We start from the raw sequence: 22,009 nt of genomic DNA, 5'->3' as shown, positions 1-22,009 counted from the left end.
CTTCCAACTCGAGCCGAGCGCCACATGAACCACCTTCAGTGTTAGAAAGGGCGCGTATTGGAGCGCCGGCATTTCGCCTGCGGCGAATCCTTGACCTTGCCGGCACCGATGCCGGCGCTCCAAAACGCTCACTATCGTTGAATCAAGGTTCCAAATCGACTCAAGTTTACGCCCATATACCGAGATCGCGTTTAAATGCGATTGCACTGGGGGCGTCCGCTATGGCGCGTCGCGGAGCGATTTGAACAGTTCCACCAGCAGCCGCGTGCCCGCAAGCACCAACATGCCGGGGATCTTGCCAATGATCCAGCAGAAGGCGACCAGCAGGGCGAGCCCCAGGAGCCAGTTGACGTTTCCGGCTTCGAGCGAATCGAGGGCCCGTTCCGCGAGGGCGATCCAGGACACCTGGGGTTCCGGCGCGCGGGGCGCGGGCAATCCGGGGCGCCGGAGACCGCGTTCCTCGCGCCAGTCCTCCGCGTCCGCGGCCTCGCCGATGGCGTCCGGCTCCGAGGGCGGTTCCGTGGTGGCGGCGGCGTCCGGGACCTCCTCCGGCTGCGACGCCGGGGCGGGCGCGTCGGGACTCGCTTCTCCCACTTCGGCGGGCGCCGGAGCATCCGGCGCTTCGGGCGCTTCGGGCATGCTTGCCGCCGGAGGCGCGGCGGCCTCGGGAATGGGCTCGAAGGGCGCGGCCGCCGGGGCGCGATCGGCCTGTACGACGACCTGCCACTCGCGCACGATACCCTGGGGCTCTTCGACGATGTGCCGGAGGAAGAGGTAGACGTCGTAGGCGATGAAGAGGCCGGCCCCGGCGAGCGCGATGGCGGCGAGTATCGCGGCGGCGCGCAGCACGCCGAACAGGGCGTAGAAGGTCCCGCGCAGCAGTCCAAGGCGGGGCATGCGTTCCGGCGTGTCCTTTTCCTGGTCCATGAAATCGTCCTCCTCGGCGTCCCCACGACGCGGCGGCAACCTGGGTTGAGTACCTTTATCGTACATCATTTATTCGAGTATATGGCGGGAAGCGAAGGGCGGGACGCCTGGCCTGCTTCTCGGCGTTGCGGATGCCGGCGTTTTCCCGGGGCGGGCGGCAGCGGGTATAATCGGCGTTTGCCTGCCGCGTGTGGCTTTGGATAGCTTGCCGGGCTGGGCGCGGATTCCACGACACCGGAGAACAGCTTTGATGAAGATTTGCATGGCGGGCGCGATGGGCCGGATGGGCCGCCGCATCCTGGAGATGACCGTGGCGGCGGACGGCGCGGAGATTGGGAGCGCGTTCGACGCGCCGGGGAACGCGGGCGCAATTCTGCATGTGGGCGCGGAGTCGGGGCGGCCCCAGGACGTGGTGGTGGGCGGTGACGCGGCGGAGGCGGTGGCGAAGGCGGACGTCATGATCGACTTCACGTATGCGGGGGTGTGCCTGGATCATGTGCGCGCGGCGGCGGCGGCGGGGATCCCGTCCGTCATCGGGACGACGGGACTTTCGGCGGCGCAGGTGGAGGAACTGCGCGGGCTCTCGGAGAAGCGGGCGATCGTATATGCGCCGAACATGAGCCGGGGCGTGAACCTGCTGTTCTACCTGACGACGGTGGCGGCGGAGAAACTGGGCCTGGATTATAACTGCGAGGTGATGGAGATCCACCATAACCTGAAGAAGGACAGCCCGAGCGGCACGGCGGTGCGGCTGGCGGAGAACGCGGCGGAGGCGCTGGGCCTGCGCTACGACGAAAACGTGGTGCATGGGCGCGAGGGCCTGATCGGCGAGCGGCCCCGGGATGAGATCGGCGTGCACGCGCTGCGCGGCGGCGACGTGATCGGGGATCACACGGTGTTTTTCATTGGCCAGGGCGAGCGGATCGAATTGTCGCACCGCTCGGCCACGCGGGACCACTACGCGAATGGCGCGCTGTCGGCGGCGCGCTTTGCGTTGAAGGCGAAGCCGGGGCTGTATGACATGCAGGATGTGCTCGGGCTCCGGTAGGCGGTTTGGTGTGTATCGGGCCTCGAGGTACGCGATCCCGTTGCGCCCGGCGCTGAGTACACGCGGGACGCCTGCTCCGAACAAAAGCGCCTCAGCATCACCACAACTGCCTCATACAAACCAGATTACAGTATCCCAAAGAAGGAAGCGGCAAAGGCTGGGAGCGCAGGCGTCCCCGCCTGCCAGGCGGCGAAGCCGCCGTCCATTTTCATCCTCAATAGGTGACGCATCGCGTCATGATCGGCTGCTCCGAACAAAAGCGCCTCAGCATCACCACAACTGCCTCATACAAACCAGATTACAGAATCCCAAAGAAGGAAGCGGCAAAGGCTGGGAGCGCAGGCGTCCCCGCCTGCCAGGCGGCGAAGCCGCCGACCATTTTCATCCTCAATGGGTGACGCATCGCGTCATGATCGACTGCACGGTTACTTCGGATGTGCCGGTCCACAACATGGACCGGGGTGCACGTACAACGAATAAACGGATACGAAAGGATGGCTTTCCATGTTGCGTCGGCTGTTTTCAATTATTATTGCTCCCATGCTGATTGCAGTGGCGATGCCGGTGCTTGCGGCGGATCCGCCGGTGCTGACGGGTGAAAAGTTGCTGCTCTGGCCAGCGGGCGCGCCGGGCGCGGTCGGAACCGGCGCCGGCCACGAGCCGTCCATCACGGTGTACCTGCCGGCTTCGGGGAAGGCGACGGGGACGGGGATTGTGGTGTGCCCCGGCGGGGGCTACGGCCACCTGGCGATCGATCACGAGGGCGAACAGGTGGCGCAGTGGCTGATTGGCGAGGGGATTGCCGCGTTTGTGTTGCAGTACCGCCATGCGCCGGACTACGGGCATCCGATTCCGCTTCAGGACGCGCAGCGGGCCGTTCGCACGGTGCGGCATCGCGCGGCGGAATGGGGCGTGCGACCGGATCGCATTGGCATCCTCGGGTTTTCCGCGGGCGGCCACCTGACCGCGAGCACGGGCATTCTGCACGCGGCGGGCGACCCCAGCGCGGCGGATCCGGCGGATCGGGAATCGGCGCGCCCGGACTTCATGGTTCCGGTGTATCCGGTGATCACGATGCGGGACGATTTCACCCACCGGGGATCGCGGAAGAACCTGCTGGGCGAGAACCCCGATCCGGCGCTGGTGGAGCGGTATTCGCTGGAGCGGCAAGTGACCGCCGACACGCCGCCGGCCTTCCTCGTGCACACCTCGGAGGATCAGGCGGTGCCGGTGGAGAATGCGGTCCAGCTTTACCTGGCGCTGCACCAGGCCGGCGTGCCCGCCGAGATGCACATCTACGAAAAGGGCCGCCACGGACTCGGGCTCGGCGGGGGCGACGCCGCCTTCGCGACCTGGCCGGGGCATCTGATTGCGTGGCTGCGCGTCCGCGGGCTGCTGGAGTGAGCTTGGCGGGGAGCGGGTACGTCCCTCGCAAGGGACGAACTCGCGCTCACGACCGGATGTTCGCAGGGTGGGCTGGCGTCCAGCAAGGGGCGCGGGTGTCATCCACGAAAGCGCCAGGGCGCGTGCCCGTCCCGGATGGGGTCGACGGCGGTTTACGGCCATCCCGGATGCGGTCGACGGCGGTCTACTGCTACCCCGGACCGGGACATACCCCCGCGTTGGGGCGTGTGCCGCTCGGGTAAGCGGGATTTGGATTACGCGTGGGTGCGTCGCGAGCTTGGGCGTTTGTGCGGCGGTACGTCCCTCGCAAGGGACGAACTCGCGCTCGCAACCGGAAGTTCGCAGGGTGGGCTGGCGTCCAGCAATGGGCGCGGGTGTCATCCACGAAAGCGCCAGGGCGCGTGCCCGTCCCGGATGGGGTCGGCGGCGGTTTGCGGCTATCCCGGATGGGGTCGGCGGATAATCGCAGCTGGTCTTCTGCTACCCCGGCCGGGACATACCCCCGCGTTGGGGCGTCTGCCGCCCGGGTAGGCGGGTTCCGGATTACGCGTGGGTGCGCCTCGCCGGGTTCGGCGATTGTGCGGCGGTACGTCCCTCGCAAGGGACGGACTCGCGCTCGCAACCGGCAGTTCGCAGGGTGGGCTGGCGTCCAGCAAGGGGCGCGGGTGTCTTCCGCGAAAGCGCCAGGGCGCGTGCCCGTCCCGGATGGGGTCGACGGCGGTTTGCGGCTATCCCGGATGGGGTCGGCGGATAATCGCAGCTGGTCTTCTGCTACCCCGGCCGGGACATACCCCCGCGTTGGGGCGTCTGCCGCTCGGGTAGGCGGGATCTGGATTACGCGAAGGTATGCGTCGCGAGCTCGGGCGTTTGTGCGGCGGTACGTCCCCTGGTTGGTTTGCTACGGAAACGTCACCGTGACTTCGGTTACCTGGCCCGCCTGCACGTCGATCTCCACGGTTTGAACGGGGGCGTCGGGCTCTCGGCTCTCGGTGACTTCGAGGGTGGCGGGGCCGGGCCGTACGGCGGTCCATTGCAGGGCGCCGTTGTGATGGGTCCCGCCGCGGAGGCCGTCGGGCGCGAGCGAGAGCCGCGCGCCCATGAGCGGTTCGCCGCCCTTGAGCACATACACCACCACGGCGCCCGCTTCGGGCAGTTCAAGCACCAGCGACTCGCCGGGGACGCCGGTCGCGGAGTCGGGCGCATAGCCGTCCAACGCGGCGAAGACCGTGCGCGGCTCACCGTCCGCGAGGCTGAGTTCAAAGCGGCCCTCGGCATCCGCCACGGCGTCGGGTTCCGACCCGGGCATCGCGCCGGGAACCGCGCCGCCAACGGGCGAGCCGGGGGGGCCGCCAACCACGGTCATGGCGAGGTTGCGCGGCAGCGCGTCGAGGTGGATGGCGGCGCCGGGCAGGGGCGCGCCGCCGAGATCGCGTACTACGCCGTGCAGCGTGAATTCCGCCTTCGCCAGGGCGACGCGGAACTCGTGCTCCGGCGCGCTTGAATCCAAGCGCACCGGCTCCTCGTACGTCATATAGCCCTCGCTTACCACCTGAAGCGTCACGCTCGATTCCAGGGCCCCGGTATCCACCCGCGCCTCCAGGATGCCCTCGGGGCTGGACACCGCGGCGGGGCCGAAGACCGGGTATCGCTGGGCCGTTGACAGCAGGGCGGCGCTGAACCGCTCCACGGGCGCGTTGCTTTTCGCGTCCGCCGCGATCACGCGCAGCAGGGGCCGGGGCTGCAGCCTGAATTGCAGGCCGCGCGCGTCGGGGATGATGTCGTCCTGCCGCGCGAGGACGAAATCGGGATGCTGGACCACGACGATGTGCGGGAGTTCTTCGAGCCCGGCGATGCCGAAGGCGCCGTCGCCCCGGCTGGTGGCCACGCCGTTCGAGCCCGATCCCAGCGCGTTGACCGTGGCCCCGCCGACGGGCCGGCCCGACGCATCGGTTACCGTGCCCTCGATGGCGCCCCGCGGGTACGAACACTCCACTACAAGCCCCGTGCGCCGCTCGCCGGGACCCAGCGTAACCGGCAGCGCGCAGCCCTTTACAACGAGTTCCCCAAAGCCGGACACTTGCGGACTGACCTTGATCTCATACTCCTCCGGCGTACCGGCGACGAGGGCGAAGAGGCCGTTGCGGTCGGTGGTTGTGGAAGCGGAAAACTGGACCCGCTGGCCGGAGACCGGGTTCAGCGCGACTTTCGCAAAGGGCAGCGGGCGGCCGCCGCCATCCACCACCCGCCCGGCGATGAAACCGTCCCACGCGAAATCGAGTACCAATTCGACGCCGCCCTCCGCCGCTTCCGCCGGCGGGATCGGGCCGTACTCGGCGCTTTCCCGCCCGTCCGCCTTCGCGATCAGGTAGAGTTCGTGGCCCGGCACGCAGGGTAGATCGAAGGCGCCATCCGCGCCCGACGTCGCGCGCACGAGCGCGCCTTCGCTCCGCGCTTGCACCACCGCGCCCTCCACCGGGGCGCCGTCCGGCAGGAGGACGCGCCCGCGCACAGGATTACAGGCGACGATGAGGTCCTTCTGGATGGTCTCCGGGGCTTCGCCAAACACGATGGTGGCGGGCTCCGTCAACAGGCCACTTTCCGACCAGGCCCGGATATCGAGTTCGCCGGGCGGCAGGCCGGTGACGCGGTAGGCGCCGCCGTCCCCGCTTTCCCCTCGCCACGTATCCCGTTTGCGCATGACGCGCACCTCAATGCCCGGCATGGCCTCGCCGTCTGCGCTGAGGACCCGCCCCTCCACCGTACTGCCCAAACTCGTGAACAGGGCGAGATCCATCTCGGCCATGCCCCACGTGTCGATGTCGGTGTCGCCGGTGAGCAAAACCGACCCCTCCGCGGGCGCAATGGCGTAGCGCCCCTGCGGCAGCGCCTCCAGGGTGAAGCCGCCATCGTCCCCGGTCGTCACTTCCAGCGCGCCCGCAAAGAAGGGGCGCGATTCCAGAAGCAACGTGAACCCCGCAACGGGGTCCTCCGTGCCCGCCGCCAGGACGCGGCCCCGGAGCGTGACGTCCTCCGGCAGGCGCAGCACGACGCCGTCCGCGCCGGGCGTGACCGAAGGCGACAGCGCCGCGACGGCGCCGTGCCGGAGCGCCGCGATCTGCCACAGGTGCGGCGCCGAGGCGGGCACGCGGATCTGAAAGGCGCCGGTCTCATCGCTGACGGCCCCGCCATCCGCGGGGATCCGCAGTTTTTCGTAGGCATAGTCCGTCCGGTCGCGCATGGCGGCCAGGGGGACATCGGCTTTGCCCTGGCCGTCCGCGCCGACCACCCGGCCCGATATCCAGCCCGCGGACCCCACGATCTGCGTCCAGTATTCCGACGGGCGCGCGGCGGACAATTCAAAGCGGTGTTCGGCGAAGCGATCGCCGGTCTCGACGGTCGCCCTGAACGCGCCGAAGGGCAGGGCGGCGGAAAAGCGCCCGCCTTCGTCCAGATCCACGCGGAACGGCTCGGCCGGCGTATTCGGCGGCGCGCCCGCCGCCGGCGACAGCAGAAGGATGTTCACCTCGGCGCCGGCCAGCGGCTTTCCGGTGTCGGCGTAGAGCTGTCCCGCAAACTGCCCGGGCGTCGCCACGGGACCGGGCATCGGGACGGTGGGCAACGGCGCCTGCGCGGGCTGCGGCTCCGGGGCCGGTTCGCCCAGTGCGCCCGGTTCGCTCTCCGTGTCGGCGGTCTGCGGCGGCGCTGTATCCCTGAGGCACATCCAAAACCCGACAAGCGCGGCGACCACGATGGGTATCGAGAGCACCAACAGGGTGAAACGGGAGCTACGCAACGACATGGTCCATCCTCGATGTTCATCAACGACCGAACTTAATATCCGGTAACACTTTAGCCGAGCGAAGCACCGTGGCCAATCGAGAGCGACTTGCCGAATAAAGGCTACGTGCAACTATGGAGCGCCGGCGGCCCGCCGGCAGATTGCGCCCCCGGCGCAATACAGCTATGGAGCGCCGGCGGCCCGCCGGCAGATTGCGCCCCCGGCGAATTCAGCTATGGAGCGCCGGCGGCCCGCCGGCAGATTGCGCCCCCGGCGCAATTCAGCTATGGAGCGCCGGCGGCCCGCCGGCAGATTGCGCCGCCGGCCCTCCATGCACTCCGGCTCCATTGGCAAAAACACATACTGTTCCGCACTACAGACCGCTAAAGCGTTATAGTATCGGATTATCTGCTCTGGCGCGCGACGCCCGCCAACGCCCGGTCAACCAATACGCCGTCCACGCTGTACATATGGACCATTTCGCCCGCGTTATCAAAAACGATGACCGGCGTTTCCTCCGAGGGTAGTATACTTGCATACGTAAAGTCTATACTGCTCGCGCTATTCGAAAAATCCGTCAATTCCGACGAAGAATACACCAATACATTCCCGGCCTTGTCGTACTTGGTCCGTTTCCAGGATTTCGGAAACCAGAGATCCTGAAATCTGCCTGGAACCACTTCCAGCTCGGATAGCTTCCGATCGTCTTGCAGTTTAACGGCCGAAACGATCAGGGCTCCCTTCGATGCGTCCACGATAATCCGGCTGAACACCCCGCTGGGCCGGGTGATTTCGAGGGCGTAGAGAGGCTCTCCTTCCCGGACCGGCTTGCAGGTGAGTTCCGAGGCGGCTTCGCGGGCGGCCCACAGGATGCCGGCCAGGGGCGAATGGCCATCGCCAAAACCGCACTTGTGGGGGCCCACGCCAAGCGCCCGCGGGATGGCGTTTGCACCGCGATTCGGGTCAAAGGCGGGGCCGGGGCGATCATGGTAGAACAACTCGATATGCGTTCCCGGAGAGGTGGAATGCGCAATGTAGTCCCCGTTCTTGACGAGATCCAGCCGCAGCGTGTCTAACGACCCGTCTTCGCGTTTCACATTGGTGGTTTCATTGCGCTTCACCAGCAAGTCTTCTCCACGACGCGCCACTTCGACCACCGCCTCAATGTCCGCTTCCGTTTTGACTTTTCCTTTAAAGAAGATCTGCGACCGGAACTCCTTGAACGTAAAGGCGCAGTCGGCCGACAAGGCGGCGTTGCGCTCGTGCTCGGCGAGGAGGGTGTTTGCGAAGGCCCAATCGGGCGAGTCGCCGGCGGCGGTGAGTGCGGCGGCGGCTACGAGCAGTGCTGACAGCATGTTACGGCTCCCTTCGGGGGATGTGGGATGGTGTTTGGGGGGTGGCCGACGGTACGGGGCGCGGCGCCGGGTGCGCGCGGAGGCGGGAGCGTAGCACAGGCGGGCTGGGGGATTGCGTGATCATTGGTTGCCCTTTCCAACGTTTCAAGCGCCTGGGGGAGTTTTCGTGTGCCGCGTAGAACTACCGCCTTGGTGCTGTTATGGCACAGACGGCTGGATTTGTCAAGGACTAATTTGTGGTGGGGAATGGGTGGGGGGCTGCGGGCTTTGGGTGAGAGATTGTGTCTGTGTGAGTGAGATGGCCTGGTGGGTTTAGAGAGGATCGGGGGGAGGCGTTGGGTTTCTGAGGCAGGAATGCGTGAGTCCCTGGGAGCCGCTCGGGTGGGGTGGCGCTGGTGACGTTGGGTAACTACTGCTCCAGGCACACGAAGGCGCGTAATACTTTAGACGTCTGAAGTAAGGCGTTCGCCGATACGAGACGCTTTAGTCACACTGGAAGTATTCGTCATTCCCGCGAAGGCGGCAATCCAGAGGGTTTCCGAGGTTAGCGTTGCACGGTCTCTGGATCCCCACTTTCGGGACTGTCGATTTAACTGGTGCGGACGCGTCAAAACCTACAAGTTTGTGTTAACGCCCTATGGCGTCATTCCCGCGAAAGCGGGAATCCAGTGGGATTCGGAGGTTAGCGTTGCACGGTCTCTGGATCCCCACTTTCGGGACTGTCGATTTAACTGGTGCGGACGCGTCAAAACCTACAAGTTTGTGCTAACGCCCTATGGCGTCATTCCCGCGAAAGCGGGAATCCAGTGGGATTCGGAGGTTTGCGCGATCGCGTCGCTGGATCCCCGCGTTCGCGAGGATGACGAATCTGCTCCTTCCTTCCATAGTGTAGGGTGAGTTAAGTAAACCGACAGCCACTTTCGTGGGGATGACGGTGTTCGTTCACGGTGAGCCGCCACCGTTGGGTGCGACGTGGGTGACTACTTCAGACGGCTAAAGAATTGCGAAGGCGCCGGGGCGCCATCACGTGGCACGGGTCCTGGCGCGGCGGGCCGTGGGCTTTGCCGGGAATGTGGTATGATTGGGCTGGATCGGCCAATTTTGTGAAGTGCAGCGAAGCAGGGTTATCGAGGAGTTGCGCGATGCGTATGCCGAGGAACGGGATCGTGTATTTTTTTGTAGGCGTGATTGCCCAGGCGGCGCTGGGCGGGCCGGTGTTGCTTGGGGAACCGCCGGTCGGGGCGCCGGGGCCCGGGACGAAGCCGGCGCCGGCGGCGCCGAAGGGCCTGAGCGTGGATCCCTTTGACCGGGCGTCGGTGCTGGATTTTTACTTCGATGTGTACGTGCCGTCGGGGGAGGTGGCGATGGGTTGGAATGGCGACGCGAACACGTGCACGCCGGGGACGACTTCGGCGGCGTATGTGCAGGCGACGGCGGATCGCATCAACTATTTCCGCGCGATGGCGGGGGTGCCGGGGAACATCACGCTGGATCCGGGCCTGAACGCGCTGTGCCAGGAAGCCGCGATCATGATGTCGGCGCAGAACCAGCTCAGCCACAACCCGCCGAACACCTTTGCCTGCTACACGGAGAACGGGCGGAACGCGGCGTCGAAATCCAACCTGGTGCTGGCGTCGGCGGGACCGGCGGCAATCGATCAATACATGGAGGATCGCGGCGCGGGCAATATCGGCGCGGGGCACCGGCGCTGGATCCTGTTTCCGCGGCAGACGGTGATGGGAAGCGGATCGGTGGGCGCGAGCGCGGGCGGGAAGCGCGCGGCAAACGCGCTCTGGGTGATCAACGGGGGGCCGGCGAGCGGCGCCTCGATGCCCGCGGCCTGGCCGCCGATGGGCTTCGTGCCGAAGCGGTTCATCATCGCGCGGTGGTCGTATTCACACCCGCAGGCCAATTTTTCGGGGGCCACGGTGCGGATGTTTCAGGACGGCGAGGAGAAGGCGCTGACGCAGCACCCGCTCCAGTCTGGCTTCGGGGACAATACGCTGGTGTGGGACCCGGTGATTGGCGGGCCGCCGCCGGGGGCGGATGTGGTGTACCGCATCGAAATTGACGGGATGACGGTTGCGGGCGAGCCGGTCCCCGTGGCGTATGAGGTGGTCGCGATCGACGCGGTGGACCCGGGCGCGGGGGCGGACCTGGAGGTGGTCGTTCCCCTGATCATCGTGGATTTCGCCGGCCTGGATGCGGACAACAACGGGCTTCTCGATTCGGTGGAAGCGCTGGATCCGACCTTTGGCCTTTCACTGGCGCAGTTCCAGCAGCTGGACCTGAATGACGACGGCTTCCTGAGCCTGTCGGAGCTGAATGCGTTTGTGCATGGCGGCGCGGAAGGCGAGGGTGAAGGCGAGGGCGAAGGCGAAGGCGAAGGCGAAGGCGAAGGCGAAGGCGAAGGTGAAGGTGAAGGAGAAGGAGAAGGAGAAGGAGAAGGAGAAGGAGAAGGAGAAGGCGAGGGTGAGGGCGAGGGTGAGGGTGAAGGTGAGGGTGAGGGTGAAGGAGAAGGAGAAGGAGAAGGCGAGGGCGAGGGCGAGGGCGAGGGCGAAACGCAACGGCCCCAGCCGCGGCCTGGATGCAGCGTTGCGTTCAAGGGCGCTCTCGACGGCCTGAAGGATTATCTTGCCGATGCGTTCCTGGTCGGGCTCGCCCTGCTGGTGCTGGCGGCTGTCCGGGCCCCGGGCCGTCCGCCGCGATAAAAGCCGCGGGAAGTTGATCGCCCGCGTTCGGGGTGCGCCGCACTGGAACACCGTGCGGTTCCCCCGGGAGCGCGGGCGCCTTGTCATTGCGGGAATTCGGTCCGGTTTGCTATACTTCCCGGCGGTCTAATCCCCCTAACCCCAACTTCATATGGAGATTGTAGTGCATGTCCGGTCACTCTAAATGGAGCACCATCAAGCGCAAGAAAGGCGCGGCCGACGCGAAGCGGGGCAAGATATTCTCCAAGCTCGCGAAGGAAATCACGGTCGCCGCGCGGCTGGGCGGCGGCGAACCCGACATGAATCCGCGCCTCCGGACCGTGCTGCTGGCGGCGAAGGCGGAGAACATGCCGAAGGACAATATCGCGCGCGCGATTGCGAAGGGCACGGGCGACATTGAGGGCGTGACCTACGAGTCGCAGCGCTACGAGGCGTACGGCCCGTCGGGCGCGGGCCTGATTATCGACACGCTGACCGACAACAAAAACCGCACGGTGGCGAATGTGCGCCACGCCGTGAGCAAGTATGGCGGCAGCATGGCGGAAACGAACGCGGTCAGCTGGAACTTCGAGCAGAAGGGGCTGATTACGGTAGGCAAGGAAGGCCTGGACGACGACGCGATCTTCGAGAAGGCGACGGAGGCGGGTGCGGAGGACGTGGATATGGAGGGGGACGACTACGAGATCTACACCGCCTTCGCCGATCTGCACGCGGTTTCCTCGGCGCTGGAGGGCATGGGGATCACACCGAAGGAAGCGCGGCTGACGATGGTCCCGAAGACGACGATCGAGCTGGAGGGGAAGGCCCTGAAGTCGCTGCTTTCGCTGATGGAAATGCTGGACGACGATGACGACGTCCAGGAAGTGTTCAACAATGTGGAGCTTTCGGACGAGGCGATGGAAGCAGCGATGGCCGAGTAGCGGCGCGGCGGACTACGACACGCGACAGGGCCCCGGCGGGCGACCGCCGGGGCCCTTTTTATTGGCGCGCGGCGCGCCCTGTGGCGGCGCTGGACAAATTGCGGCTGTCGGGTGTATTGTCATAGTGCAGTGCCGGCCGGGAGGGCAGTCCCGCCGAGAGCCCGGCTGAACGTATTCCCAGGAGGGCAGCGCCGTGATCGGTTTCTTTCGCGATTTGTTTGACACGTCGGATTTTCCCGCGCGGTGGCATTGCGGGAACTGGACCGCCCCGCACGGGTGGCTGCATGTGGTTTCGGACGTGGCGATTTGGGGCGCCTACATGGCCATCCCCGCGACCCTGGCGTTCTTCATCCTGAAGCGCCGGGACATCCCCTTCCTCCCGATCTTCTGGCTGTTCGTGGCCTTCATCTTTTCCTGCGGCACGAGCCACCTGGTGGAGGCGGGTATCTTCTGGTGGCCGGCCTACCGGCTTTCCGGAGCGGTGAAACTGGCGACGGCGGCGGTGTCGTGGGCGACCGTGTTCGCGCTGATTCCGGTGCTGCCCCGCGCCCTGGCGCTGCCGGGCCTCGGCGCGGTGAACAACGAACTACAGCAGGCGCTGGAAAGCGCGCAGCAGTCGGAAGCGCGGCTGCGCCAGGTGATCGAGGCGGCGCCCAACGGCATGATCATGGTGGACGAACGCGGCACGATCGTGCTGGCCAACACGGCGGCCACGGAGATATTCGGCTACGCGCGCGAGGAATTGGTTGGGCAGTCGATCGAGCTGCTGGTGCCGGAGCGCTTCCAGGGCGGGCACCCGGACCATCGGGCGGCCTACATGCAACAGCCCGAAGCGCGCCCCATGGGCCACGGGCGCGATCTGTACGGACGCCACCGGGACGGGCGGGAGGTGCCGGTCGAAATTGGCCTGAACCCGCTCGCCTACGACGACGACCAGCTGGTGCTCGCCTCGGTGGTCGATATCACCGAGCGGAAGCTGTCGGAGGAGATGCTCGCGGGCTACACCGGGGAGCTGGAGCTGCGCAACCGGGATCTGGACCAGTTCGCCTATGTGGCGTCGCACGATTTGCGATCGCCCCTGGAGGCGATTCAGAAGCTCGCGGTGTGGATCACCGAGGACGCCGCGGAACACCTGCCCGAGGGATCGCGCCGCCATCTGGAGCTCATCGGACAGCGGGCGCAACGCCTGAAGAACCTGCTGGACGACCTCCTGCAATACTCGCGGGCGGGCCGGCAGGGCGGAGAGTCGGGCCTGGTCGATACCGGCGATCTGGTGGCGCAGATCGTGTCGGATCTGAATCCGCCGCCGGAATTTGAAATTGCGGTGGCGGATGGGATGCCCGTGTTCGATACATTGCGGACCCCGCTGCGGCACATCTTCCAGAACTTGATTGGCAACGCGATCAAGCACCATGAGCGTACGAACGGCCGCATCGAGATAGGTTACTCCGAGGAGGCGGATTACTACACATTCTCGGTGCGCGACGATGGGCCGGGGATCGATCCCGCGTACCATGATCGCATTTTCGGGATGTTCGAGACGCTCCGCCCGCGAGACGAGGTGGAGGGTAGCGGCATGGGGCTCGCCATCATCAAAAAACTAGCGGGCGCCTATGGCGGCGATATCACACTCGAGTCGGCCCCCGGCGCGGGATCCACGTTCCGGTTCCGGTGGCCGCGGCGGATTTCCAAATAGCGGTGCTGTGAACTCAGTATCCAAGGGAAATGCAAAACTCTACGGTTTCATAACGCTTTTCCACGGCGACGTATTCACACACGGAACTGTTGATCTCGATTGCACAATTCATATCTTTACTTCATTTCTGTGGTTCGGTCCCATAGCGCCATTCCGGCGCATCCGGGAATGTAGCGGGATCTGGAGTCTTGCGCGATCGCGTTTCCTGATACACCCGATCGCGGGAATGACTAATTCCGGCTATCTGTCTGTACGGCGGGGCGTGGCACATCAGGATGTGGACCTCGATTCGCGCTCTGATTGGGCACAAGGCTGTCATCGTGCTCTTTTCCGCAGGGAATCCCAGACCTACTCGTCCAGCGGTGTGATACCCTGCAAGACGATTGTGTGGAACGCATTGACTTTACGGCCGTCCCGGCCGGGAGCTTGCGTGCTGGAATCGACCGCCGATTTCGTGCAGAATAAGGCCTTGGTTGGCGTTAAAGCCGTTCCTCACAGCGCAGGCAGCAGTCGCGGGACGTGCAGATTGAGGCCAGGGAGTGAGGGCCATGCTCGATTTCCTTTGGAATGTCTTCGAGACGTCGGATTTCCCGGCGCGCTGGACCTGTGGCACGTGGACATCGGGCCACGGCTGGCTGCACATCGGGTCGGATATCGCGATCTGGGGCGCCTACATGGCCATCCCGGCCACACTGGCCTATTTCATCCTCCGGCGCAAGGACGTTCCGTTTCTCCCCATCTTCTGGCTTTTCGCGGCATTCATCTTCTCCTGCGGCGCCACGCACCTGCTAGATGCGGTGATATTCTGGTGGCCCGCCTACCGGCTCTCGGGGACCGTCAAATTCATCACGGCGACGGTCTCGTGGGCGACGGTGTTCGCGCTGCTGCCGGTGTTGCCGAGGGCCCTGGCCCTGCCGGGGCTGAGTACGGTAAACGCCGAGTTGAACCGTGCGCTGAATGCCAAGTCCCGTTCGGAGGCGCGGTTCCGCCAGGTGATCGAAGCGGCGCCGAACGGCATAGTGATGGTGGACACCGGTGGCAAAATCCTGCTAGCGAATACCGCGTGTGCGACGATCTTCGGCTATCGCTTGGACGAACTCATTGGCCAGTACATCGATGCGCTGGCGCCAGAGCGTTTGCGGGATGCGCACTCTGGCTTTCGGGAGTTATTCCAGCGGGATCCGGAAACGCGGCCCATGGGCCAGGGCCGGGATCTCCATGGCCTGCGCAAAGATGGCACGGAAATCCCAATCGAAATCGGGCTGAGCCCGATCGAAACCGATGACGGCTTGCTGGTGCTGGCATCGATCATGGATATCACGGAGCGGAAGCGCGCCGAGGAAACGCTGGTGCGCTACTCGGCGGACCTGGAACGGAGCAACCGTGAGTTGGACGAGTTTGCGTATGTAGCATCGCATGACTTGCGGTCCCCGCTGGAGGGGATCGAGCAGCTGGCCGCGTGGGTTGTGGAGGACGCGGCCCCGTACCTGCCCGAGGATTCGCTGCGCCACCTGACCCAGATCCAGCAGCGGGCGGCGCGGCTGCGGACGCTGCTGGACGACTTGCTGCAATACTCCCGGGCAGGCCGAAAGCTGGAGGACGCGGAGCAAGTTTCCACGAGCCAACTCATCGCCGAGATCGTCACGGATTTAAACGCACCACCCGGCTTCCGGGTCGAGTACGACCCGGATCTGCCTGTGTTTTATACGCTCAAAACTCCGCTGCGACACATTCTCCAAAACCTTATTGGCAACGCAATCAAGCACCACAATCGAGCCGGCGGACTTATTCGGGTCCTCTGCGTTGAGGAAGAGAACTGCTACCGTTTTACGGTGGCGGATGACGGGCCGGGCATTGACCCGGCCTTTCACGACCGTGTGTTTATGATGTTCGAAACGTTGCGGTCGCGCGATCAGGTGGAGGGCAGCGGTATGGGCCTGGCCATCGTCAAGAAGATTCTGGACACCTTTGGCGGTAGCATACACCTCGAGTCGGTCCCCGGCGCGGGTGCGGCATTCGAAGTTGAATGGCCCAGGACGGGCGGCGTTTAGGTGTCGCGCCGAACACGGGCATGGCCAGCGGAGAAATAGAAGTGGACAAGAAGGCAACGCCAACCCTGCTTTTGGTGGAGGATGACGATGTGGATGCGGAACGTGTAATCCGTGCGGCGCAGCGGGCCGGAGCCCCCTTCATCATACGTCGCGCCAGCAATGGCGTGGAAGCGCTTGCCGTGCTGCGGGGCGAGATTCCGCCCGTTATAACGCCCCCGCTTATTGTGCTGCTGGACCTGAGAATGCCGCAGATGGGCGGCCTGCAATTCCTCGGGGAACTCCGGAAGGACGGCGCGTTCCGCGGTATCGTAGTCTTCGTAATGACTACGTCGCACAGTGACGAGGACCGGCGCGCGGCCTATGATAAGTTTGTCGCGGGATACATACCGAAATATCAATCTGGCGGCGATTTCGGCCCGGTTATCCAGATGCTCAGCCGATATATCGACGTTGTGGAACTAGCGTAGGAGTTAAGACATGCAGAATACGGTTCTGGTTGTCGAAGACGATGAGATTTACCGGGAGCTTGTGGAGAGGCATCTCGGGGATGCCTATATGCTCGTATTCACGGATTCGCTCCGGGGCGCCGCCGAGATGCTTCAATCACACATTCCCGATTGTATCCTGCTCGATCATCGGCTTCCCGATGGGAACGGGATCGATTTTCTCCCGCAACCGGTGAATGCGGAAGTCCCGGTGATCCTGTGCACGGCTCACGGCAGCGAAGCACTGGCTGTCAAGGCGATAAAAGCCGGTGCGGAAGACTACCTGGTGAAGCGAGGTCTCGGCAGGCGGGAACTGCGGCGGGCGGTCCGCTGCGCGATCAAGCAGTCCCAGCTGCGGACTCAATTGAGGTTGAAGGTGTCGGAATCGGAATCATTGAGCCGACTCTTGCGGACGGCACTGAGTAACAATGAGGCTCTACGCGGCATCATCCCGATCTGCGCCTATTGCAGGAAAGTTCGTGATCGCACAGGTTGCTGGCACTCAATCGAAGCCTATGTGAGCCAGCACACCGGCGCCCGTTTCACACACGGACTGTGCCCGTCGTGCCTGGACATAGAGTTGGAAAAGTTCGCGCAGGAAGACCAAGCGAGGCTGGATGACGAAAATGGGGAGCGCCCATAACTCGGCGCTCCCCGTATCGTGTATCCATTGGCGACCTCAGGCCCAGTGCATGGCGCCGGGTTTCTCGCGGATCAGGCACTCGTTCAGGAAGGTGACGGCCTTGGTGAGGCCTTCCATGCTGGACATGAGGCTGTCTTCGTGCTCGATGCTGACGGGGCCGTCGTAGCCGGCGACGCGGAGGGCGGAGAAGAAGGCCTTCCACCATTCGTGGCCGTGGCCATAGCCGCAGGTGCGGAAGAGCCAGCTGCGCTGCGCCTCGAGGCCGTAGTGCTTGGTGTCGAGCGTGCCGTTGACGGCGGCGTTGGCGGGATCCACCTTGGTGTCCTTGGCGTGGACATGGAATATGGCGCTTCCGCCGAGCGCCTTGACGGCCTCGATGGGCTCCATACCCTGCCAGAAGAAGTGGCTCGGGTCGAAGTTGGCGCCGAGGTTGTTCCCGCATTCCTTGCGGATGCGAAGCAGGGTCTCGGTGTTGTAGACCACGAAGCCGGGATGGGCCTCAAAGGCGATGCGCACGCCGTGGTCCTTCGCGAACTTCGCCTGCTTCTTCCAGTAAGGGATGACGATTTGGTTCCACTGGTAATCGAGGATGTCCAGGTATTCCGGCGGCCAGGCACAGGTGACCCAGTTGGGCTGCTGCGCCTTCGGATCGGAGCCGGGGCAGCCGGAGAAGTCGTTGACGGTCTTGACGCCGAGCTTTTCGGCGAGCTTGATGGTGTCCGTCTGGACCTGCTGGCACTTTTTCGCAAACGCCTTGTTGGGGTGGAGGCAGTTGCCGTGGCAGCTCAGCGCGCTGATTTCCTTGCCTTCGCGCTTGAGCAGATCGAGCAGCGCGTCGCGCTTCGGCTTGGATTTCAGGAGTTCCTGAAGGGGCGCGTGGGCGTCACCCGGGTAATTTCCGGTGCCGAGCTCCACGGTGTCGAGGTTCAGGGGCCGGATGATTTCCAGCACCTTCTCGAGGGGCTCCTTCCCGAACATGACGGTCAGCAGTCCGAGTTTCATCGTGTTTTCTCCTTCGGTTAGATTTGGGCCGTCGCCGTGGCGCGTTATTGCAGCGACAGCGGAGACAACCAGCGCACCCACGCCGGCGTCTCCACCGTCTCTCGTGTCCCTGGAAACGGCGGGCTCTCCAAGGTAGCGCCCCGGGGCAACGTTATTCCACTTTCTCCCATTTCCGGGTCTTGGCGGCTTTCTCGACGGTCTCGAGAACCCGCTGGCACTTCACCCCATCCTCGAAGGTCGGGAAGTTGGGTTTCTTCTTGTTCAGGCCGCAGACGAACTCATACAACTCGTGAACGAAAAGGTGCTCGTAGCCGATCGTGTGTCCCGGGGGCCACCAGGCGGCCGTGAAGGGATGGCCGATATCGCAGGCCGAGACGCGGCGGAAGCCCTGGAGCAGATCGGGGTCGCTCCGATTGAAATACTGGAAGTAGTTGATGTCCTCCAGATTCCAGATCACCGAGCCCTTGCTGCCGTAAATCTCGATGTTGTTGTAGTTGCGGCGGCCCGGCGCGAAGCGCGTGGCTTCGAAGGTGGCGAGGGTATTGGCGTTCTTGATCCGGGCGAGGAAAATGGCGGCATCGTCCACGTCCACCGTGTCGTACTGCTTCGACTTCTTGCTGCCCTTGGCTTCCCAGGCGCCGGTGTCGCTCTCCGCGACCACACGCTTCTTGATGAAGGTTTCGAGCGCGGAAGTCACTTCGGCAATATCGCCGACGAGGAACTGGCAGAGATCGGTGATGTGGGCGCCGATATCGCCCAGGGCGCCGGAACCCGTGTGCTTCTTCTTCAGGCGCCACACCATCGGGAACTCGGGATCGACGATCCAGTCCTGCTGGTAGGCCGCGCGGAAGTGAAAGATCTCGCCGAGCTGGTTCTTGTCGATCAGGTTCTTGATGGTCTGGATGGCGGGCACGAAGCGGTAGCTGAATGCGCACATGTTTTTGACGCCGGCGGCGTCCACGGCCTTCTGCATGGCCTCGGCTTCCTTCAGCGAACTCGCCAGGGGCTTCTCACAGACAATATGCTTGCCGGCCTTTGCCGCGGCGACCGCGATTTCCGGATGCAGGAAGTTGGGCGTGCAGATATCGATGATGTCGATGTCGTCGCGCTCCAGCAGGGCCTTCCAGTCCGTGGCGGTTTCCTGCCAGCCCCACTTCTCCGCGTTGGCGTCGAGCAGGCTCTGCTCCTTGTCGCAGAGCACCTTCATGACGGGTTTCACCGGCGCGTCAAAAAACATATCGACCTTGCGCCAGCCATTGCTATGGGCTTTCCCCATAAAACTTGCGCCGACAACCGCCACATTCACTTCTTTTTTCTTTGCCATAATACACCTCCGGCAATACGTTGTGTGGTATTCGAGCCCGACGAATTCAACTTGGACGCGGACATTCCCCTTCCCCGTTCCCCGCCTTAAATGTAGCGCTTTGGCGGGAATAAAGCAAGCGCGCTCGGTGTTCGCGCGCGGGCGACTGGTTCCAGACGCAACCGGTGGCGGCGCATGAGGGTGTGAACCTCGAATTGGCGCCGGGCGGCATTCGGCCGCAACCGGAGAGAAATTGATATCGGTCGCAGGAGGATTACCGGCAGATTACGCTTGATTCACAGGGTGATTCTGCCTCGGGCGACGTTGCAAGCCGTGAAAGACTTTGGCGGATTGGTAACACTTTAGCGGTCTGAAGTAGCGCCAGCCCATTCTTGTCATGCCGAGATACTACGACGAGAGCGCGCCAGGCTGGGAGCGCAGGCGTCCCCGCCTGCAATGCACCGGAGGTGCATGGCGTGTTTGCGATATCGGCGCCTTAGAGCGGGGAGACGACTGAACCCGGATCACCGCCGTTTATACGATTCGCGCCTTCGGCGCGATGCGGGCGGACGGCCCGCCCGCAACGCGCCGGAGGCGAGCCGCCGAATACCGCTTTCTTCGGGCGCGTCAGAAGGGGCTGTCGTCGTCGCTGTCGGTGTCGTCGTCGTCGGCGTCGCCGAGGATGGAGGCGTCCTGGGCCGCGCTTTCCATAACTTCCTCAGCCACCATGATGGGGCAGCCGACCCGCACCGCAATGGCGATTCCGTCGCTCGGGCGGGTGTCGACGCGAAGGATCTGCTCGACCTGGCCGTCCGCGTCCTTTTGCTCGACGTTCAGGTGGGCGAGGAAGGTTTCGTTTTCGAGCTTGTAGATGTTGACCGACGTCACCTCACCGCGCAACCCGACGAGAAGGTTGCAGATGAGGTCGTGCGTCATGGGGCGGGCGGTCTTTTCCCCCAGGAGGCCAATCTGGATTGCGCTGGCCTCCGGAAGCCCCACCAGTATCGGCAGCACCTTGTTTTCGTGGCGCAGCAATACGAGCGGGTATTGGTGTTCCTCGGCCTGGCTGACCCCCAGGATCTCGACTTCGAGCATACGGACCTCCTTCGTTCACCTGATTATACAGGAAATGGCGAAGGATCCCCACGCTTTCCGGAAAAGCGTCTCGATCAGACGATATAATTCAGCAGTGCGTCCGCGGCGACGCCCCGGCTGCCGTCCGCGCGCGCGAAGGACGCGATCTGGGTGATCCGGTTGCCCCCGGCGGCGCGTTTGTCCACCTCCGCGTAGTCGAGGCTGATCGAGACGATTCCGGCCTCGGCAAGCGACAACAACTCTCCCGGCTCGGTGACGCCATTGCCGTTGTCTCGGAACAGCAGCAGCGAATCGAATACCGCGTCCCGGCGGTCGATGACCCCGTCGCCGTTGTCATCGAAGCGCCGGAGTTCCTCGAACCCATTGCGGGCGCCGTGCTGTTCGCCGAAGAGCTCCAGGCCGCTGTTGATGACGCCGTCGCCGTTCCGGTCAAGCGCGAGAAAGGCGTCCCCGCCGTGGACGAAGGCCACCTGCTGCGCGCGGCCGGAGCCGATCAGGTCGAAGCGCGCCCCCTGCTGGTAGGTGGTCAGCTCAATACCGTCTCCATCGAGGTCGAGCACGATGGGGTCGCCCTGTTGCACGGTGGCCTGGGTGACCGTGACCGAGGCGCTGAACTCGAACCGGAACTCGAGTTGGCGCGCGCCGGCGAACGGCAATCCGCGTTCACCCGAGAAGATTGCCTGGATCTCCGAGGCGAACGCGCTGAACAGCGCATCCAGAGATCGCGCCGCATAGGCCGGATCGCCGCCGTCCAACGGCGCGAAGAACTTTTCGAACAGTTCGTCCGCCTTTTCAAGCAGGCCCCGCGCGATTTCAAGGAGCCTTTCGATGATTTCCCGGGCGTCCACCGCGCCTTCCGCCGCCCCGGCGAAACCGTTCAGCGCGGCGCCGGACAGGCCGATCGAGAACGAGAATCGCGCCGAAATCTCCTCGCGCGCGGCGAAGAAGTCCGCCCGCTGCCCCGCCTCCAGCCGATCGCCCGCGGCGTCGGTCCGGCGCCGGAAGTACGCGAGCTCCTCGGCGCGGGTCTCCCGGAAAAAATCGAATTCGAGCTGCAGCGAGGTAAACTCGGCGTTTCCGGCGGCATCGCCGGCCAACGTGGTCGCGGAAAGGCTGGCGCTCAAGCGCTGGCGGGTCTCTCGGGCGGAGTAGGCCAGATCGGGAAGGTTGACCGCGGCGCGCTCGGGTTGGGGGCGTCCGGAGGGTGGCGGGGCCCCTTTGGCGGCCTGGGCGCCCGCGAACAAGCGTGAAGGTATCGTATTGGGCATGCCGAGCGGCGGCAGCCCGCCAGAAATCGCCAGAATTCCCATGGCAGCGCACTCCCCGGTTGTCGTCTGTTCAGAATCCGTCGCAACGGCTTTATCGGCATCACGGCGGGGAGGCTTTAGCGAGAACGTGCTGGCGCGGCGGGGCAATCGCATAAGCGGCTCATCCGGTTTGCAGGTACATCGGCAACAATGACGGCAAATAGGAGTCGATTGCTCGGTTCTCACTTCTGGGCGGCGACGCTATGAGCGGATGCGAGATTCCTTGAGCCTTGTCGGTAGTGCAGACCATATATTCGGAAGAAGAACTGGATGCCAACGCACTC

15 protein-coding genes are annotated in these 22,009 nt (G+C 64.5%); 8 read left to right on the top strand and 7 right to left on the bottom strand.

Going from position 1 to position 22,009, the window contains the following annotated elements:
* Positions 1-219 precede the first annotated feature (219 nt).
* Complete coding sequence (locus KF886_24230; protein MBX3180470.1) at positions 220-927, bottom strand: hypothetical protein; 708 nt, start codon at positions 925-927, stop codon at positions 220-222.
* A 250-nt stretch (positions 928-1,177) separates the two neighbouring features.
* Between KF886_24230 and dapB the strand changes: the two genes are divergently transcribed.
* Together dapB and KF886_24220 are read left to right on the top strand one after the other, a co-directional pair.
* Positions 1,178-1,975 (top strand): 4-hydroxy-tetrahydrodipicolinate reductase, encoded by a 798-nt coding sequence (dapB, locus tag KF886_24225; GenBank protein ID MBX3180469.1) that lies wholly within the window; start codon positions 1,178-1,180, stop codon positions 1,973-1,975.
* Positions 1,976-2,479: 504 nt separating this feature from the next.
* Positions 2,480-3,379: an alpha/beta hydrolase gene (locus KF886_24220; GenBank protein ID MBX3180468.1), complete on the top strand. Its 900-nt coding sequence runs from the start codon at positions 2,480-2,482 to the stop codon at positions 3,377-3,379.
* Between the two features lie 898 nt (positions 3,380-4,277).
* Here the strand turns inward: KF886_24220 and KF886_24215 are convergent.
* Both KF886_24215 and KF886_24210 read right to left on the bottom strand, forming a co-directional pair.
* Positions 4,278-7,178, bottom strand: coding sequence for a carboxypeptidase regulatory-like domain-containing protein (locus KF886_24215; protein ID MBX3180467.1), 2,901 nt, complete (start codon positions 7,176-7,178; stop codon positions 4,278-4,280).
* A 383-nt stretch (positions 7,179-7,561) separates the two neighbouring features.
* Complete coding sequence (locus KF886_24210) at positions 7,562-8,512, bottom strand: hypothetical protein (protein MBX3180466.1); 951 nt, start codon at positions 8,510-8,512, stop codon at positions 7,562-7,564.
* Positions 8,513-9,678: 1,166 nt separating this feature from the next.
* On the opposite strand from KF886_24210, the gene KF886_24205 reads away from it, so the two are divergent.
* From KF886_24205 to KF886_24180, 6 genes are all read left to right on the top strand, one after another.
* Positions 9,679-11,223: a hypothetical protein gene (locus KF886_24205; GenBank protein MBX3180465.1), complete on the top strand. Its 1,545-nt coding sequence runs from the start codon at positions 9,679-9,681 to the stop codon at positions 11,221-11,223.
* A 167-nt stretch (positions 11,224-11,390) separates the two neighbouring features.
* Complete coding sequence (locus KF886_24200) at positions 11,391-12,143, top strand: YebC/PmpR family DNA-binding transcriptional regulator (GenBank protein MBX3180464.1); 753 nt, start codon at positions 11,391-11,393, stop codon at positions 12,141-12,143.
* Positions 12,144-12,336: 193 nt separating this feature from the next.
* Positions 12,337-13,839, top strand: a complete 1,503-nt coding sequence (locus KF886_24195) for a PAS domain S-box protein (protein MBX3180463.1) — start codon at positions 12,337-12,339, stop codon at positions 13,837-13,839.
* A gap of 548 nt (positions 13,840-14,387) precedes the next feature.
* Entirely contained in the window at positions 14,388-15,890 is a 1,503-nt protein-coding gene (locus KF886_24190; GenBank protein ID MBX3180462.1) for a PAS domain S-box protein, read from the top strand.
* 20 nt (positions 15,891-15,910) lie between these two features.
* The gene (locus tag KF886_24185; protein MBX3180461.1) at positions 15,911-16,357 is read left to right on the top strand and encodes a response regulator; all 447 of its coding nucleotides are present in this window, start codon (positions 15,911-15,913) and stop codon (positions 16,355-16,357) included.
* Positions 16,358-16,367: 10 nt separating this feature from the next.
* Positions 16,368-17,018 carry a response regulator gene (locus tag KF886_24180; protein MBX3180460.1) on the top strand — a complete coding sequence of 217 codons (651 nt, stop codon included), beginning with the start codon at positions 16,368-16,370 and terminating at the stop codon, positions 17,016-17,018.
* A gap of 36 nt (positions 17,019-17,054) precedes the next feature.
* Here the strand turns inward: KF886_24180 and KF886_24175 are convergent, their stop codons facing one another.
* The 4 genes from KF886_24175 to KF886_24160 form a co-directional block, all read right to left on the bottom strand.
* Positions 17,055-18,020: a sugar phosphate isomerase/epimerase gene (locus KF886_24175; protein ID MBX3180459.1), complete on the bottom strand. Its 966-nt coding sequence runs from the start codon at positions 18,018-18,020 to the stop codon at positions 17,055-17,057.
* A gap of 151 nt (positions 18,021-18,171) precedes the next feature.
* Positions 18,172-19,344 (bottom strand): Gfo/Idh/MocA family oxidoreductase, encoded by a 1,173-nt coding sequence (locus tag KF886_24170; GenBank protein MBX3180458.1) that lies wholly within the window; start codon positions 19,342-19,344, stop codon positions 18,172-18,174.
* Positions 19,345-19,950: 606 nt separating this feature from the next.
* Complete coding sequence (locus KF886_24165) at positions 19,951-20,418, bottom strand: bifunctional nuclease family protein (protein ID MBX3180457.1); 468 nt, start codon at positions 20,416-20,418, stop codon at positions 19,951-19,953.
* A 74-nt stretch (positions 20,419-20,492) separates the two neighbouring features.
* The gene (locus KF886_24160) at positions 20,493-21,728 is read right to left on the bottom strand and encodes a hypothetical protein (protein ID MBX3180456.1); all 1,236 of its coding nucleotides are present in this window, start codon (positions 21,726-21,728) and stop codon (positions 20,493-20,495) included.
* Positions 21,729-22,009: the final 281 nt, after the last annotated feature.

The organism is Candidatus Hydrogenedentota bacterium (assembly GCA_019637335.1).
Taxonomy (GTDB): domain Bacteria; phylum Hydrogenedentota; class Hydrogenedentia; order Hydrogenedentales; family JAEUWI01; genus JAEUWI01.
This window is presented reverse-complemented; position numbering and strand designations above follow the sequence as displayed.

Bases quoted from the DNA above. Each gene is read 5' to 3' on its own strand.
- KF886_24230 (MBX3180470.1), bottom strand. From the start codon at position 927: ATGGACCAGGAAAAGGACACGCCGGAACGCATGCCCCGCCTTGGACTG.
- dapB (MBX3180469.1), top strand. From the start codon at position 1,178: ATGAAGATTTGCATGGCGGGCGCGATGGGCCGGATGGGCCGCCGCATC.
- KF886_24220 (MBX3180468.1), top strand. From the start codon at position 2,480: ATGTTGCGTCGGCTGTTTTCAATTATTATTGCTCCCATGCTGATTGCA.
- KF886_24215 (MBX3180467.1), bottom strand. From the start codon at position 7,178: ATGTCGTTGCGTAGCTCCCGTTTCACCCTGTTGGTGCTCTCGATACCC.
- KF886_24210 (MBX3180466.1), bottom strand. From the start codon at position 8,512: ATGCTGTCAGCACTGCTCGTAGCCGCCGCCGCACTCACCGCCGCCGGC.
- KF886_24200 (MBX3180464.1), top strand. From the start codon at position 11,391: ATGTCCGGTCACTCTAAATGGAGCACCATCAAGCGCAAGAAAGGCGCG.
- KF886_24190 (MBX3180462.1), top strand. From the start codon at position 14,388: ATGCTCGATTTCCTTTGGAATGTCTTCGAGACGTCGGATTTCCCGGCG.
- KF886_24185 (MBX3180461.1), top strand. From the start codon at position 15,911: ATGGCCAGCGGAGAAATAGAAGTGGACAAGAAGGCAACGCCAACCCTG.
- KF886_24180 (MBX3180460.1), top strand. From the start codon at position 16,368: ATGCAGAATACGGTTCTGGTTGTCGAAGACGATGAGATTTACCGGGAG.
- KF886_24175 (MBX3180459.1), bottom strand. From the start codon at position 18,020: ATGAAACTCGGACTGCTGACCGTCATGTTCGGGAAGGAGCCCCTCGAG.
- KF886_24170 (MBX3180458.1), bottom strand. From the start codon at position 19,344: ATGGCAAAGAAAAAAGAAGTGAATGTGGCGGTTGTCGGCGCAAGTTTT.
- KF886_24165 (MBX3180457.1), bottom strand. From the start codon at position 20,418: ATGCTCGAAGTCGAGATCCTGGGGGTCAGCCAGGCCGAGGAACACCAA.
- KF886_24160 (MBX3180456.1), bottom strand. From the start codon at position 21,728: ATGGGAATTCTGGCGATTTCTGGCGGGCTGCCGCCGCTCGGCATGCCC.